Below are 16,921 nucleotides of genomic sequence, written 5' to 3'. Positions count from 1 at the left end.
TTGATACTTTTTTAACATTTTTGCCGCAGAGATAAGTGTTGTATCTAATACACTAAGTAAGAATATTGTTAATTTATTACGCATAAAAATACACTTAAAATATCCGGATTTTACCCGGTTTTTATTGGATATTATCAGAATTGTTTTTTTTTGGCGTTTAAATCGGTTATTTTATAAAGAAACAAAAAATACATATATAAATGAAAAAACTGTTGGTTTTTATCTCTTTCCTTTTGCCCATGGGCAATGTCGTGGCGCAGCAACATAATATGTCAAAAGATTATGTAGTGTCCGATGACTCGCTGGTGCAAAAAAATCTTCATAAATGGCAGGGGCTTAAGTTTGGACTTTTTATGCACTGGGGTACCTATAGCCAGTGGGGGGTGGTTGAAAGCTGGAGTATCTGTCCCGAAGATGAGGGGTGGACGCAGCGACGCGGACCGTATGGTGCCGATTATAACGGGTATAAAAAAGCCTATGAAAATTTACAAACAACCTTCAACCCAACTAAATTCAACCCCGAAAAATGGGTGGCAGCGGCCAAGTATGCCGGGATGAAATATGTAGTATTTACTACTAAACACCATGATGGCTTTAGCATGTTTGATACAAAACAAACAGATTACAAAGTAACCAGTACAAAAACACCTTTTTCAACTAACCCACGCAGTAATGTGGTCAAAGAAGTTTTTAGTGCTTTTAGCAAAGAAAATTTTATGATCGGGGCTTATTTTTCAAAGCCAGATTGGCATACGGAGTATTACTGGTGGCCTTATTTTCCGCCTAAAGACAGGAATGTGAACTACGACCCGGCTAAATATCCGGATCGCTGGCAAAAGTTTAAGGATTTTACCTTTAACCAGATCCAGGAACTAATGACCGATTATGGCAAAGTTGACATTTTATGGCTGGATGGCGGCTGGGTGAGGCCAAAAAACACAATTGATGCCGCTGTTGACTGGCAACGTACCATTCCGTATGATCAGGATATTGATATGGCAAAAATCGCCAAAGCAGCCAGGATTAAACAGCCGGGCCTTATAGTTGTTGACCGTACCGTGGCGGGTCAATATGAAAATTATACTACGCCCGAGCAGCAGGTACCGGATGTACCCCTTGATCATCCCTGGGAAAGCTGTATCACCATGGGCAATTCCTGGAGCTATGTGCCTGGCGATCATTACAAATCGGCTAATGAAATTGTAACCCTATTGGTGAAAATTGTTTCACGTGGCGGTAACCTGCTCATGAACATTGGCCCCGGCCCTGATGGCGATTGGGATCCGGTGGCTTACACTCGCCTCAAACAAATTGGAGACTGGATGAAAATTAACGGCGAAGGTATTTATAGTTCGGATGCCATAGCGCCGTACTCTGAGGGAAATACCTACTATACTAAAGCGGGTAATAGCGTTTACGCTTTTGTACTGGCACCAAAAGGCCAGGATGAAGTAAGTTTACCGGCTCAAATAGCTATGCACTTATCAGGCCAGGGCAAGATTAAAAAAATAAGCCTGCTGGGTACCAATCAAAAACTAAAATTTACTGTGAAAGGGGGAGCAATAAACGTAGCGATACCTGCAGCTTTGCAAACGCAATCAGGTTTAAAACAAGCAGCGGTAATTAAAATTCAATATTAACATTTACTACATCATATATTAAACTATAAAAAATGCCCTCAACTTTAATTTACAGGCCGGCAAAGCTAAAACTGCTTGTTACGTTGGCTCTGATACTGCCCTTTGTTAATATATACGCCCAAAGTAGTTACGAACTAAATTCCGGCTGGAAATGTGCGCCGATAGGCAGTGTAAAAGAAAGCGGAACAGTATTGTCAACTCCGGCATTTAACACTACAGCCTGGATGCCGGCTACAGTACCGGGAACAGTTTTGACCACGTTATTAAACAACCAAAAAGTGCCCGATCCATTTTGGGGCATGAACAACGAGCACATTGTAGATATTTATAAAACTGGCGCCGATTATTATACCTATTGGTTCACCAAAGATTTTAAAGAAACACCGGCATCGGGCAGCAACCAGGTTTACCTTAATTTTAGGGGAATAAATTATAGCTGCGATATTTATTTGAACGGACATAAGCTGAACAGAACAATTCAGAAAGGGATGTTTTTGCGGTTTAACTACAATATAACGCCTTACCTCGCAAAAAACGGAGATAACCGCCTGGCGGTATTGGTGCATCCACCAGACGTTGTTGGCAACCCAAATGGCGGCCAGGGCGGCGACGGTACAATTGCACGCAACGTTGGTTTACAGTACACGGCCGGATGGGATTGGATACAGCCCATGCGCGACAGGAATACCGGTATATGGGACAAAGTAACCATCCAAAAAACAGGGGCGGTACGCATAGCGGATGAGCACATTGTTACATTAGTGCCCGGTGTAAGGCTTCCTGAAGGCGCGCAACAACCTGCGGTTATTAAAGTGGCGGCCGAATTAAGCAACCCAACTGCGGCAATGGTAAACGGCTCGTTAAGTTTTGAACTGGATGGTAAAACCATCTCCAAGCCAGTGAGCCTGAAACCAAACTCCACTACCAATGTCAGTTTTGCCGATTATAGCCTTCCCAATCCTAAACTTTGGTGGCCTAATGGTTACGGCGATCAGCATCTTTATAAATTCAAGTTAAAGTTTGCAGCTGCGGGTAAGGCTGTGTCAGATCAGCATCAGCTTAATATTGGGGTACGGCAACTGACGAGTGAATATAACGAACATACCGGCAGCCGCCAGATTATGGTTAACGGCCAGAAAATTTTTATCAAGGGTGGTAACTGGGTAATATCTGACGCCATGCTGCGCCTTTCGGATACGCGTTATGATGCCGAAGTGCGTTTTCATCGTGATATGAACCTGAACCTGATAAGGGTATGGGGTGGTGCCATGATTGAGCGCCCTGAATTTTTTGAGGCCTGTGATAAATATGGTATCCTGGTTTTCCAGGACCTCTGGGGATCTGGCGATTGCAACGGCCGCTGGCAGGATCCCCAAAAGCTGGACGACCAATGGACGCGCCGCAAATATCCTGATGATCATGGCTTGTTCCTTCGTTCAGCAATTGACCAGATAAAAATGGTACGTAATTATGCCTCGTTGGCCATTTGGTGCGGCGGCAATGAGATAACACCACCCGAAGATATCCTGACTGCTTTGCGCGATACCATTTTACCAAAATTGGATAATACCCGCTGGTTTGTTGATTACTCCAACTCTGATAGCATGTCGCACAATGTATTGGGTGGTAACGGCGATGGGCCATACGGTATTCAGCCGCTGCCGGTATTTTGGGAGTTTAAAACATTTCCATTCAATTCCGAAGTTGGCTCGGTTGGCGTTGGCGATTATGAATCATTAAAACGTTTTATACCCTCGGCCAATATGGTTCCGCCGGTATACGACGAGGAGACCCACAAAACAAAAACAGACAGCGTTTGGGATTATCATAAATACATTGGCTATGATACCGCAATTAATAAATATGGCAAAGCCAAAAATGCTGCCGATTTTGCCATGAAAGCCCAACTGGTAAACTATGACCAGTATCGCGGCCTTGCCGAAGGTTTTACATCGCATATGTGGGATTGGTATACTGGTTTCATCATATGGAAAACCCAAAACCCGTGGACAGCCATGCGCGGCCAGATGTATGACTATTACCTTGACCCCAATGCCTGCTTATATGGCTTGCATAACGGCAGCACCCCATTCCACATCATGTACAATCCAATTAACGGAATGGTAATGGTGGCCAACAATACATTTAAAGCACGCCGTAGCATGATGATGGTAGTAAAAACCTATGATATGGAGGGCAAAGAAAATTTGCTTACCCAGGTTTTTGCTGATATAAATGCCACTACTGTTAAAAAGTATTTCTCTATAAAAGGCACGGTTGATAAGCTGGCCGCAAAGGAGGGCGTTTTTCTGTCGTTACAACTGCTGGATGAAAGCAAAAAAGTAATTACCGATAATACTTACTGGATTCCGGATAGCAAAGGAGGATTTTCAGGTCTGCAAAAAATGAAAGCTGAAGAATTATCGGTTAAAGCAAAATATATAAAACCAGGCAGGGTAGAAGTTACGTTAGTTAACAAAGAGAACAGTGTGCTTGCTTTTTTTAACAGGGTAGCGTTGGTAGATGCGGACAGCAAAACAAGGGTATTGCCGGCATTTTACAGTGATAATTATGTTACAGTGTTGCCTGGAGAGGAAAAAAAGTTAGTTATTGATTATAATGTACCTGCATTTAAGAAAAAGCTTGAGGTGAGCATTAACGGCTGGAATGCCTCAAATGTTCCGCAAACGATAAGTATAGACGAATAGAGACAAATATAAAAATCAGGCCGGCCGTCGTAACAACACTTTTCCTGCTAACGGGGATAACCGGTCTGAACTAAGCTTGACTATTTTGTCTTTGAAGAAAGACAGCAGGCATCAAAACGCAAAAAAAGCCGGCCTCTGTTTAAAGAGAGCCGGCTTTACTATATATTAATTTAATGGGGGATTTTTAATGGACAGCGAAAGCCTTTACAAAGGTGCCCGTGGCATCAAATACAATTACGTATTTGGTACTATTTGAAGTAATCTCTACATCATATCCTTTGATTACGCCGCCTTCGCTATGTGAAAAAGCTCTATCAAAAACGTAGCCGGGATAGGTGGCTGTTAAATAAGTAGTAATGGCAGTTGGCAGGTTAGCCGCAATTATCGCAACATGGGTACCAACGTGTTTGTCAATTTGCATGCGTTTTATTAAAGTCCCGGTTGCTTTAACAACTGTAATAAATAAGCCGTTGTTTTTGCTTACCAATACATAGGCACTATCTGGCGTAATAGACGCATGAAGCAAGGTATCTGTTGGATAAGTGGTTTTAAAATAACTTGTCACCGCAGATGGTAGTGCAGTTAAAGCTATGGTATCACGGTGTTTGCCATCCCGGTTATCAAACGGGCCACCATGGTGCCACCCCGGGCCTTGTAAATCATGGCCATCGCGTTGCTCAAGGGTACTTACAAATACACCTGCAGCGGTAAATTTAAGACCAACCAATGCGCTATTGTATTTAATTACTACAATGTAGTTAATAACAGTTTTGGCACTATCAGTAATTGCATATGCTTTTTTAAACGTGTAGCCGCTGTAATTTGCAGTTAAGTAAGTGCCAATGGCTGTGGGTAATGCGCTAAATGCAACAGAATCTTTTTTGTCGTGATGGCCAAAGCAGCCAACCATATAAACCGAGTCGGTTGTACCCGATGCCAGGCTAATGGCAATAGCGCCTGTTGATGCAATGGTAGAAGAAGTTGTAGTCGTGGTAGTAGTTGTTTTAGTGCCGCTTTCTTTTTGGCAAGAAGCCAAACCGAAGATAACGGCCAGCACCAACACCCATGAATAAGTAATTTTCGTTTTCATCTGGATTGATTTTGATTAATAAATGGTACCCGATATAGTTATCGGGATTGTTATTTAAAATTACCAGTGATGGATTTGACAGGCAACGATGTGTCGATAAAACGCAGTTATTTATCGACGAATGAATTTTGCTGTTAATTATTCTTTAACCCAATAATACGACTTGCGTAATTTGTCAGATACTCGTTTTTTATAAAAAAGTCGAGGCTGAAAATGGTGCGGTAATCTTGTGTAGTATTAGGGTTTGCTACTTGCGTAAGATTACCCGTGCTTGATGTAACGTAGGTATAAGTAAAACCCTGGTTGGTTTTTAAAGTAACTGTTGTATTGGTTGGCAAAGAAACAGCGGCGACCGCAAGCTTGTCTTCGATAGTGCTCACCGACGGCGTACCTGTATCAAATAAAAATATAGCATCGATGGTTTTATTGTTATAAGTTAACGTTCCTTCGATGTATGGATTGTAACTATATTTTGGCAATAATGGGTGCATAATAAACCCGGCCGACGATAAGTCAGCACTGGTTAATCCAATAGTAAGCAAGTTGGAAACATACGTAGGCGTGCCCAGGAACGAGGTGCTGCTTAATGTTGCCAGTTTAAAGCCGCTGGTTAGGCCGGTACCGTAAGAATAGGATTTTAAAGGGCTCGATATATTGGTATTTGTGCTGCTTGTTCCGGTGCCCACCCCAAAAACGTCTGCCGAATGGGCGGGATATATGTTACCCTTGCTGTCTTTTATTTTGTAATATAAAAAAAATGGAACCCGTTTTAATTCCAGGCTTCCTAATGAATTTCCAACGGTAACGTTGGCATAAGCTAAATTTCCGTATTCTATTGTGGTACCTGTTGCATCCCCAAAGCTGATGGTCGATGTTTTTGAAGTTACGGTGATACCGCTTACCACAATTGAGTCGCCTGTTACTGTGATACCCGCAGATGTTATCATCGATGCCGGCAAAATACCGTTAGCATCCAAAGTCATTCCCGGTGACCCAGTATCAAATATGGTTCCGTAGTTTACAGTTTGCGTGCCTATTTTTGTAATGGGAACTAATAACCTCTTATCAACGCCGCTGGCATATTCGTATAACCCAATTGTTACCGGCGTCGCGTTTACAACGGCACTTGTTTTATCTTTTTTGCAGGAACTAAAAGTTATAATTATTAAAAGACAGCCAATAAGCTGCATTTTTAAAAGTAAATATTTTATTTTCATTTATAACTTATATACGGTAATAGTGCGTTAATGGTTGGCTAATGATTTATACAACGAGATTACAAAACGCTTCAAAATCAATCAAAAGTATAATGCCGGCCCGACAAAAATTATAGTAAATCGATAAACGACCATATTGTACCGATTAATTACAACGGTTTAAACCATCGGTGCTTGAAGCATCGGCAGGCTTAATAACCAGCGCGCGTTCAAAAAATGGCTTAGCCTCGGTTTTTTTTCCGGCCATCAACGTGCTCCAGCCCAGCATGTGGTTGCCATCATAGTCAAAAGGGTAAAGGGTTACAACTACCCGAAAACACCTTACAGCGGAATCATATTGTTTACGGTTATAATAAATTACCCCTGCCCAATAGTTAGCTTGCGTGTTTTGCGGGTCTATTTTTAAAATAGCCAGGTATTGTTCAAGTACCTTATCCCAGCTTTGTAAAAACGACAGGGGTTTTACAAAGCCAAACTTAGGTTCAATAGCAACAGGTTTTATGCTGATGGCTTTTTGATAGTAAGCTTGCGAAGCTGTATAGTTTTTGTTTAGATAATGCAGCCAGCCTAAGCGGATATTTACCTCGTAACTATTGTCGCTCAGATAAGGGTAAATATCGTTTATAGCAGCCGTATAATTCTTATTCTGTTCATCTACATAGCTATTACGAAATGCTTTTTGCAGCACGGCGTTGGTTTGGGCCTGTAGCTGTACTGCAAATAATATTAAAAATACTGCTATAAACGTTTTTTTTAAAATTTCCATATTATACCTAACGTAACAGAATTCTGGTTATAGTTTACAGAGCGGTAAATATCCGTCTTCTTTTCATAAATATAGTTTAAATTCAACAGGGCGTGGGTGTTTAACTGGTAAAAAACGGTTTCCCCACATTTAAATTTTGTTGGGTCGATAGAATTATATACGTAAAGGCCATCAGCATCCAAATAATCGTCCTGGTTGCCAAAAGTTACCGATGTTTCAAGCCAGGTTTTGTTAAATGCTTTAAAGCCCAATGCCTGGTTGTATATAAAACTGTTGGTTCCGCTTAAGTTTAATACCGATGCCCTACTTGTTGTATATAAATTAAGATTGCCCAACGGATAAAAATTTAGCCTGGTATTATATTGTTTTAATGTTTTGTTTATCAATCGGCCAAAATTAACATCTGCCTGTAAGTCAACAAAACGGCCGTTGTATTTTATTCCCAATAAACCTAAATTACTATTGTTTATGCTGCCCCGGTAAGTAGTGTAAATGTAATGATACGATCCAATAACGTTTACGTGCGGGCTAATACCAAATTGTGCCCTAACAAAATATTCTGTTTGCCTGTCTGTTTTGCCCGATAGATATTTGTCGGCATCCTTGTCGTCAAATAATGATCTGAATATGTTTTGACTGAAAAACATGAACGACTGGTCTAACTGCAAACGCCACGACAGGCGGTTACTTAACCCAGCACGTTCAAAAAAGCCATTATCGCGCTGGCTATTGTTGGGCAGTTTTATGCCGCTTTCCAGTTCTGAATCTATCAATCCAAATGGAGAAAGTTTGAGCGCGCGCCTGGTTGCCGTATCCAGTTTACCGGCGTTATACGATGCCCCAAGGTCGTTGTTTAAATAAGTATTGCAGTAATAAGCATACAGGCGCGCGGTAAAAATGGCCGAATCATTACTTAATACCTGGTCAAAGTGTTCGATAGCTGCCTTATAGTTTCCGGTTATCATGTAAGCATATCCAAGTTTAAAACGCAGGCCTGGGAAATCAACGCTATCCGCAATAGTTTTGTTGCCAAATACGATCATTTGTTTCCAATCGCCGGCATTGTACAGTTGTTCAGCAGTACTATCTGCCACGGCAAATCTATTATCCTGCGCTTTAGCGGCCAACGCAACAAATAAAGTAAAAATCAGTATTAGTTTTTTGTACCCCATTTTGCTGTAATGTTTTTACCATTTGAATTGATGCTGAAAGAAATCAGATTGCCATGATCTACATAAACGCTTAACTCAGCTTCCTCGTTTTTTTTACCTGCTATTTCAGTATGAATTTTAGACGTGATGCTTACTCCATTTTTATTAACCAGATAGTAGTTATTGTAATTAATATTAATAAACCCGTAAAATGGTGCAATAACGTCTTGCAGCCAAAGTGAAAACTTATTGACTGTTTCGCTAAGCGGTAATTTGTCGGTTATTGGCATCCCTTCGTTATTGCTAAAAACAACTTTGTATGCCGCCAGGTAAAAGTTATAAAGCAGCGATTTCTTACTACCGTAAAAACTGGTAAAATAAAACATAACGCCGTTGTTAATGAAATAAGCAACGGCACCCGTTGTTTTGCTATAAATGTATGATTGGCCCAACGCATCCTTAAAAACCTCCCAATCTTCGGCAATACCATTTTCTGATACAAGGCTTGCAATATATCCTGGTTGAAAATCAAATGCCTTTTTAATTTGGGTGTCAATTTCAGGATTGCCAACAAGCTCGCCTTCTGCAGGTATCGTATGGTTTATTAATCTGTTTTTATTTTCAGCCCGGCTAATATAGTGGGATATGGGATAACTCAACGTCCTTGACCCGATATATGACGTAGCTTGCACTTGAAAGTGCAGATGTGGTTCGGGGGACCGCCCCGAATTGCCGCACAAACCAAGTAAATCGCCGGTTTTTACAACATCACCGGGCTTAACTTTTACTGAATTTTTTTTGAGGTGCGATACTTTGGAATAAAAGTCTGCTGCATGACGGATCACCACGGTGTTTCCCCAGTTTTCTTTAAGGTTTTCTTTGCCTATGGCGTTATCTTCTATATTGTTTACAACCTGTTCAACAACGCCGGGGCCGCAAGCCAAAACAGGTTTGTTAAAGCAATAAAAATGTTCGGGCAAGGTACCCGGATACTGAAATGTGTTATGCTCATCATCGCTGATTACAAAATCCAGTGCCTGGCCCCAGTCTCCTTTGTGTGTTATGTTGCCATTGTATCCCTGCGACACCGTCCAATACCCCATAAACGGCAGGTTCAGCTTGTAATATTTAAGATCGTTTAGCCGCTCCTCCTGGTTTAAAAACTGGTAAAGGTTCCTTTCCGGCGAATAGTGCTGGAAAACAACCAATTGTAATTTGCCGCTGGTATGTCGCAGCTTTAAAAAATATAAGAGGCTGATATTGACGATGCAAAATGGAAGCGAAAATACCGGCAAGGCGTGTACCGACATAAAACCTGTTAAGCCATTAATGATAAGAAAACCCATTGGAATACTCAAAATTGCCAGCAAATAGGAGCGGAGGGAGGGGATTGTAAAAAAACTTCCAGTGGCTACTGCCGCCATCATGAAATTGGCTCCTAAATGATAATAGCTAATTCCCTCGGGGTAAGTATGCGTGAGCCCGTTGATGCCAATTGCGCATACAAAGCTGATGATGAGTAAGCTAAAAGCAATACGCGAATGAACAAGCATCCCTACACTGATAAGCATCCCCGCGATGATATTATGCTGAAATAGCACGGCACTTAATGAGCGGAAGAAAAGACTTACAAATTGCGGCAATTCCGTAGCCAGGTAACCCTCAATGCCTGCCATATGGTTGCCCGGGCCGGCATAAATCTCCTCTAACAGGTAGCTGTTTTTTTGTTGCAGGCCCATGGCGAAAATACTATTAGATGCCAGCAGCACCAACCAAAATATAAGTACAAACGGCAGCGATAACATGGGCAACCCCTGCGTACCTAACCGCGTGGAGATAATGATTGTGGCCACGATTACAGCACAGCACGCAACAAAAAGCCACAGCAAAAACATAACATTTACATTGTAAAATGCGCCGAAGGCAATGCCTAACAAAAGGCAATTAAAACTATAAATACCCAGTTGCAGATTGTCTCCATCAAACTTTAGCAACCTGCATACTATTAACGAAAAAACAACACAGCCCAACCCCGCAAAGCCGGATACAGGATTGAAAAAAGAAACAAACAGCAAGATGATCCCTAATATCTGGTTCTGCGAAAAAAACAGTACCGAATAGGAACTAACTACCGATTTTATAAATGCTGTAATTTGCTTCACTTGCTGGCTTTTAAATGTTCGGGCATAAGCTCGGGCCCTTCTGTATATTCAAGTGTTTCGTTGCTGCGGATAAGGTGGGTACGCTGTTGTTCATCTATTAAAACCACAGCAGGCCTAAGCGTAATAAACTGCATCCACTGCGTCATGTTGTAGGCGCCAACCTTGTGTACTACCACGTTATCTCCCGGGTTAAGCAAGGGCAGGTTAATGCTTTCCCTTATTACATCAATATTCATGCACAGCGGCCCGTAAACCACCATATTTTCTGTATGCGGCGCAAAGTCCTGGGCCGGGCTTATCTGGTGTTCATACCAAAACGAGGTGAATAAAATATTTACGCCAAAATTCATAATGGCAGCCCTTTTACCATTACTTAAGCGTTTATTGGCTATTACCGTGCCCAGCAGGTAACCGGCGTCGTCTATCAATAACCTGCCGCTTTCCAGTATAAGTAAAGGTAAATCGTCATTTGCAAAGCCAAAATTGAGCATTATCGATGTAATAGCCTCGGCAAAATCGTCAACGGAAGGCACCGTATCATTTCCGGGTAAATAGGCGCCTTTTAAAGTATTGGTTGATGGGAAACCACCACCCATATCAATATATTCTATTTTATGACTCAATTGCGTTTGGCAGCGCATAGCCAAATCACATAGTTTAGTTGCCGCAATACCGTAGGCTGCTGTTGTAAGCATATAGGTGCCTATGTGGCAATGTAACCCGGCCAGCTGTAGCTTGCCCGAATCAATTACCTTTGATAAGGCTGTCCACGCTTCGCCGTTTTCATAATTAAAACCAAAACGGTCCCAAAGCGGGTATACGCCGGTATCCATATTTACGCGGATGGCAACGCGTGGCTTGTTGGCCAGGTTGTTGCTTAATGCGAGTAACTGGTTAAGCTCTTCAAAATGATCTATATGGATAAGCGAGTCGTTTTCAATAGCCAGTTGTAATTCGTCATTTGATTTGCCAGGCCCGTTAAAAATAATCTTGCTGCCCGGCACGCCGTTACCTAATGCTTTTTGATATTCAAAACCGGATACAACTTCGGCCCAGCTGCCTTCCTGGTGAAATACCTGGCAAACGGCATTCAGGTAATTGGTTTTATAACTCCATGCAAATTGCACCTTGGGGTAACGGGTACTAAAAGCGCGATAGGCCGAACGATAATTTTTACGGATCTGTTTTTCTGATAATACAAAAACCGGCGAACCGTATTGCTCAACCAAACTTTTAACAGGAACACCCTCGATGCTTTTAACAGGCTGTATGCCGGTGCGCGTGCCAAATTTGTTCATCACGCCGGCGTGCAGTTTTTTAATATATGGCTTTTCGTATTTCAGCTTTTCCATTGTAATCAAATTATAATTCGCCAAATACCGAAATGTGCTGAAAATCGCTGATATCGGCAATATGGTCCCATGAATACCGCACAAACAACTTACCGGCCTGGTAATCGGTGTATGGTAAAACATCATCGCCCAAAGCCATTTTTACCATAGCTTCGGGCTGGTTTTGGCCGGCACCGGCTGTTAAATAAATCCATGCCGGAAACCGCGGGTTAATTTCTAATATATATAAATGCCCCTCGGCATTGCTCATGATCTCCATTTCGTAACCACCTTTCCAGTTGGTTGCTTTAGCAAAATTGCCGGCCAGTTCAATCAGCTTATCTTCCTTGATGGTAACTCCGGCCCATGCTTTACCTTTATCGGTAATATATAGTTTCCGCATGGCCACTACGCTGGTATTGTTGCCTTTACCATCGCCCAGCGCAGCTATATTTATTTCGGTGCCGGTTATGTATTGCTGTGCTATTACCGGTACTCCCCACGTGGCATTAAGCTGATGAAAGGCTTTAAGGGCCTGGTCCATAGTATATACCACATAGGCATCATAAAATTTACCTTTTATTACCATCGGGAAGTTAAACTCATCAGCTGCTTTTTTCAGGTCGTCGGCATGATATATTTTATGATCGGCAGGAACGTAAAAACCGTTTTTTGTTCCAAAATCCTTTAAGTTCACCTTATCGCGCAGGGCCAGTTGTTGTTGCGATGGCAGTAAAGTAGCAATGCTCATTTGCTGTAACTGCGGCGCTACCTTTATAAAATTAAACAGCTCTGAATCAAAATTAGGAATAATAACATCCAGGTTTTCCTGCTGATGGATATACCCCAATCTTTCTAATAACGCACTGGTACCTTCTGTTGGGTAAGGTATTTGATAGGTTTTATTTACATGTTCCCGCAAATAAATCCCGGGCTCCAATGACTCATAGGATAGGCCGATAACTCTTAATCCTGCCCCAAAAGCTTCCCTTAATGAACGGATAACAGCCATCCCTGGCCCCGGGTTGTCATTAGCGTTAAGGCCGGTAACTGCAATGCATAAGTTACTGTACTTGTTTGGCATTATCGTTCAGTTTCAAGCAGGTTTGCTTCCTTTAGCTGTACCATCCAGTCTTCCCAGTCCAGATCCAGCTGGCGCTCACTTACGTTATACTTGTCCAGGATATCTTGCTTTATCTCACTTTCTGTTTTGCCACTTTTCATAGCCAATAACAGCAGTGCAGCGATGGTATTTCCCGAAAAAGAATCGCCGGTTGCAGGGTTAAAAATAAACCCGTTTTCGCTGGTAGCTATGTTACTTTTAATTTTCATTTATAATTGCAGGTACGGTAAATAATAAAGGCTAAACTTAACAGGTTTAAGTGGGTTTTACAAAACTGATGTTTTTGGTTGATTGGGTTGGATTGAGTTAACTTACTCCAATTTAATAAACTCAATCAACTCAATCAACTCAATCAACTCAATCCAACCCAAACTACGACGCCATTAAATACTCCATTCTCGATGCCAGTAATTCCATATCCAATGGTTTTACAAATAAAGCATCGCATTTGTATGATTCCAGCTCGGCCTTTTTGCTTTTGAAAGCTGTAACCACAATTATGGGCACCTGCCTCAATTGCTCATCGTCCTTAAAATCCTGGCAAACTAACGCGCAATCCATATCCAGTAATAGATAATCTAAAATGATCAGATCTGGATGTATCACCTTCGCTTTATCATAAATGGCATTGGGATCATAAGTAAGGTGTACATCAAAATCGCCATAATACATAATATCATCAATTACAGATAACATTCTGCTGTTTTTATCTAAAATCAGGATCTTCTTTTTGCTGCCTGTAGTTTTCATCTGTTAGGGGATTAAATAAGTTTATAGTATAAAAATCGCCTTAATGCCGCTGTTTAAAAACAATGTGTCGGTTAATACCCCCAATGTGCCGATGAACCGGTTAAAAGGCAATCATTTAGACCAGTCTTTGATGAAATCGGCGTAATTGGTGCCTACCGGAAGTTCGATATTGCGCAATTTTACCTTGCGGTTGTATATCGACCTGATTTGAGCCTTTGCCACCACAAAACTTCTGTGGATGCGGATGAACTGGGTAGCCGGTATTTTTTCGATCATGCTTTTTAACGACATCAAGGTGAGTATAGGCTTTTCGGCACTGAGCAGGTGGATTTTAATATAATCCTGCATACTCTCTATGTATTCAATATCCCTTATGCCGATTTTTATCACCCGGTATTCCGAATGTACATAAATGTGTTCATCCTCGGCGGTATGGTCGGTATGCTTAAATTGGTAATAATCAATGGCTTTATGCACGGCTGCGCCAAAGCGGTTGCTGTTGATGGGTTTCAGCAGGTAATCCAACGCCTCCAATTCAAAACCTTCAAACGCAAATTTTTTATAGGCGGTGGTAAATATAATCATCGGCTTCTCGTCCAGTGAACGTACCAGGTCAACCCCGGTAATATCGGGCATATTAATATCCACAAACAGCACATCTACCGGGTTCCTTTTTAGGTACTCGGCACCCGAAATGGCGTCTTCAAAAGTATTTACCATCTTCAGGGATGGATAATTTGATACATATTTTTTGATGATCTCCAGCGCCAGCGGCTCATCATCAATGGCTACACATTTTAACTGCATAATGATATTTATTTAAAGCTAAAAGCTGAATGCATAAGGCAAAAAGCTTTTAGTGTCTTGTCAATGTAAAATGAGTGTTAGTCTTAAGCTCTAAGTTCTGAAAAGACAGATTTCGACTTGTGACTTCCGACTATGTACTTATGACTTAAGCGTCAATTTCCAGCTCAACCCTAAACATTGCGGCTTCCTGGCTAATGTTTAGCCTGTGCCTGCCCGGGTAAATATGTTGTAACCGCTGCCTTGTATTGGTAATGCCGATGCCCTTGCGGCTGCTCGCAGGGCGGTTATCAAATATGGTATTCTCGCAGGTGAACAATATTTTATCCTCGGTTACTTTTATATTTATGCTGATTACCGAAGGTTCGTGTTTGCTTACGCCATATTTAAACACGTTTTCAATAAAGGTCATCAGTACTAACGGGGGTACTTTCTTTTGCGCCATATCGCCATTAAAGTTAAAATCCAACTTGTTTTTTTTTCCTAAGCGCAGCTTTTGCAAATCAATGTAATCGTTAATACAATCTATCTCGCTTTGCAGCAATACAAAGTCTTCGGTCACCTCATCTGTTACATAGCGCATTATGTTGGATAGTTTCATGATGCTTTCTGAGGTATGTTCACTATCCGTTACCGATAAGGCATAGATATTATTGAGCGTATTGAACAAAAAATGGGGATTGATTTGCGCCTTGAGGAAAGATAGCTCGGCATGGGTTTTCTCGGCTTCGGCCCTGATCACCATCTGTTCTGTAAGCTGCCATTTTTGCACCGTACTCATAGCTATGCCCAAGCCTATTACAATGATAAAAATGAACAGGCCTACCATATCTATATTGCCCGATTGATGGATTAAAATAATTTGGTTGGATGGTTTTTTCAGGCTTGGGTCTTGCATCCGTAAATCCTCATGAGGCAGTGGCCCGAACGGCAGATTTTTTGGGTTGGCGTTACCGCTGTCGGCGCCCGGTATCAGTTGTGGTCCGATAGGGGCCGCAGTGCTTTGTTTTTCTTTAACTAAGTTATGTAAAAGCAGGTTATCAAACGGTTGCAAAAAGTATACGCAGCCCGATAGTAGTAAAACGATAAGCCCGTAAACCACATATTTTTTATGGAAGACAAACCGTGGCACCAGGTACCAGGCATTAAAGTAAAACATGAAAATATAGGTAAGACAAAACAACCAATAATAAGGCGATAAAATAACGTTATATGTGCTGCTGCTGCTTTGCTGCGTACGGTTCATGAATAACAACGGGAAGCCAAAAAATACCAGCCAACCGGCTGCATGAATGAATATATTAGTGGCTTTTTTAGAAACGATCATCTGGTTAAAAAATTTATTAAATATAGCAGCCGTTGCAATGCCAATTACCGACCATGTTAAAATAGTTAAACTCAGTTGATCATTTGTTTTTCATCTGGGTGGTTCTGCGGGGTTAAATAAGCGCCCCGGAATTAACCGCGGGGCGCTTGCAACCTTATGAAAAAAAACAGAACACAATAGCCGGGAGATGTCCCGATATCCCGGTTACTGGTTCAAAGGTGATAAATGGCAGGGCAAGGGGCAACCGTTTATCGGTGAACCGTGGTTTTGTATAGATGAATGATTAAAAAAGGCGCTGACGAAATAGATAAGGCTTATATAAACACAAGCGGGGGAGAAGCCCTTAAAGATATATATTACTCTTTAAGCGCACTATCCCAATGCTCGGCTATTTTGCCGTTTTCTATACGCAGCATATCAAACCAGGTGGTAGTATATTTTTTGCCTTTTGCTTTCGGATCTGGGCGCTCATCTTTGAAACTAAGCACCACGAAGTTGCCTTCGGCGACTATCGAAATCAGCGGAGCTTTTACAGTGGCCTGGATAGCTATAGGTTTGGCAAATTTGGAAAAGAAATTAATAAAACCTTGACGCCCTGTGGGCACATTGGGGTTATGCTGAATGTATGTAGGCAACAGGTATTTGGGTGCAAGGTCAAGATGTCCGCCTTCAAGCACCTCCCGCCAGAAATCATAAACCAGTTTCTTGTTTTTGGCAAGCTGAGGCTCTTTGCTGTATAACATAGCTTTTTGATCCTGGCCAAACGAGTGAGAACTAAGCAAAAGTGCCAAAACGAATAATAAGTCCGCTTTTTTCATGATTTATAATTGATGGTTAAATATATTGATTTTT

General features: G+C 41.6%; 14 protein-coding genes. 2 read left to right on the top strand and 12 right to left on the bottom strand.

What is annotated here, in order from left to right; genetic code table 11:
• The first annotated feature begins 200 nt into the window (after positions 1-200).
• Both ACFGVS_RS06760 and ACFGVS_RS06755 read left to right on the top strand, forming a co-directional pair.
• Complete coding sequence (locus tag ACFGVS_RS06760; protein WP_439697988.1) at positions 201-1,640, top strand: alpha-L-fucosidase; 1,440 nt, start codon at positions 201-203, stop codon at positions 1,638-1,640.
• Positions 1,641-1,672: 32 nt separating this feature from the next.
• The gene (locus ACFGVS_RS06755; RefSeq protein WP_439697987.1) at positions 1,673-4,348 is read left to right on the top strand and encodes a glycoside hydrolase family 2 protein; all 2,676 of its coding nucleotides are present in this window, start codon (positions 1,673-1,675) and stop codon (positions 4,346-4,348) included.
• 184 nt (positions 4,349-4,532) lie between these two features.
• Here ACFGVS_RS06755 and ACFGVS_RS06750 read toward each other — a convergent pair whose 3' ends face one another.
• The 12 genes from ACFGVS_RS06750 to ACFGVS_RS06695 form a co-directional block, all read right to left on the bottom strand.
• Positions 4,533-5,438: a PepSY-like domain-containing protein gene (locus ACFGVS_RS06750; protein WP_439697986.1), complete on the bottom strand. Its 906-nt coding sequence runs from the start codon at positions 5,436-5,438 to the stop codon at positions 4,533-4,535.
• A 134-nt stretch (positions 5,439-5,572) separates the two neighbouring features.
• On the bottom strand, positions 5,573-6,655 hold the full coding sequence (locus ACFGVS_RS06745; protein WP_274213062.1) for a hypothetical protein: 1,083 nt from the start codon (positions 6,653-6,655) through the stop codon (positions 5,573-5,575).
• 145 nt (positions 6,656-6,800) lie between these two features.
• Positions 6,801-7,421: a tetratricopeptide repeat protein gene (locus ACFGVS_RS06740; RefSeq protein ID WP_274213063.1), complete on the bottom strand. Its 621-nt coding sequence runs from the start codon at positions 7,419-7,421 to the stop codon at positions 6,801-6,803.
• The gene (locus tag ACFGVS_RS06735) at positions 7,409-8,593 is read right to left on the bottom strand and encodes a tetratricopeptide repeat protein (protein ID WP_439697985.1); all 1,185 of its coding nucleotides are present in this window, start codon (positions 8,591-8,593) and stop codon (positions 7,409-7,411) included. The genes ACFGVS_RS06740 and ACFGVS_RS06735 overlap by 13 nt, the downstream gene beginning before the upstream one ends.
• Entirely contained in the window at positions 8,575-10,734 is a 2,160-nt protein-coding gene (locus tag ACFGVS_RS06730) for an urea transporter (protein WP_439697984.1), read from the bottom strand. The genes ACFGVS_RS06735 and ACFGVS_RS06730 overlap by 19 nt, the downstream gene beginning before the upstream one ends.
• Positions 10,731-12,086 carry a hypothetical protein gene (locus ACFGVS_RS06725; protein ID WP_439697983.1) on the bottom strand — a complete coding sequence of 452 codons (1,356 nt, stop codon included), beginning with the start codon at positions 12,084-12,086 and terminating at the stop codon, positions 10,731-10,733. Before ACFGVS_RS06725 ends, ACFGVS_RS06730 begins: the two co-directional genes overlap by 4 nt.
• 10 nt (positions 12,087-12,096) lie before the next feature.
• The gene (locus tag ACFGVS_RS06720) at positions 12,097-13,149 is read right to left on the bottom strand and encodes an ATP-grasp domain-containing protein (RefSeq protein ID WP_439697982.1); all 1,053 of its coding nucleotides are present in this window, start codon (positions 13,147-13,149) and stop codon (positions 12,097-12,099) included.
• Positions 13,149-13,397, bottom strand: a complete 249-nt coding sequence (locus tag ACFGVS_RS06715; RefSeq protein ID WP_439697981.1) for a PqqD family protein — start codon at positions 13,395-13,397, stop codon at positions 13,149-13,151. The genes ACFGVS_RS06720 and ACFGVS_RS06715 overlap by 1 nt, the downstream gene beginning before the upstream one ends.
• Before the next feature lie 163 nt (positions 13,398-13,560).
• Positions 13,561-13,938, bottom strand: a complete 378-nt coding sequence (locus ACFGVS_RS06710) for a response regulator (RefSeq protein ID WP_090649982.1) — start codon at positions 13,936-13,938, stop codon at positions 13,561-13,563.
• A 111-nt stretch (positions 13,939-14,049) separates the two neighbouring features.
• A complete protein-coding gene (locus ACFGVS_RS06705; protein ID WP_090649985.1) occupies positions 14,050-14,745 on the bottom strand; it encodes a LytR/AlgR family response regulator transcription factor in 696 nt (231 codons plus the stop codon).
• Between the two features lie 145 nt (positions 14,746-14,890).
• The gene (locus ACFGVS_RS06700) at positions 14,891-16,069 is read right to left on the bottom strand and encodes a sensor histidine kinase (RefSeq protein ID WP_439697980.1); all 1,179 of its coding nucleotides are present in this window, start codon (positions 16,067-16,069) and stop codon (positions 14,891-14,893) included.
• A gap of 356 nt (positions 16,070-16,425) precedes the next feature.
• Complete coding sequence (locus tag ACFGVS_RS06695) at positions 16,426-16,887, bottom strand: nuclear transport factor 2 family protein (protein WP_439697979.1); 462 nt, start codon at positions 16,885-16,887, stop codon at positions 16,426-16,428.
• Positions 16,888-16,921 lie beyond the last annotated feature (34 nt).

The sequence above is a fragment of the Mucilaginibacter sediminis genome, from assembly GCF_051903035.1.
In the GTDB taxonomy this organism is placed as follows: Bacteria; Bacteroidota; Bacteroidia; order Sphingobacteriales; family Sphingobacteriaceae; genus Mucilaginibacter.
The sequence above is the reverse complement of the archived record's forward strand: the minus strand, read 5'-3'. Positions and strand labels throughout refer to the sequence as shown.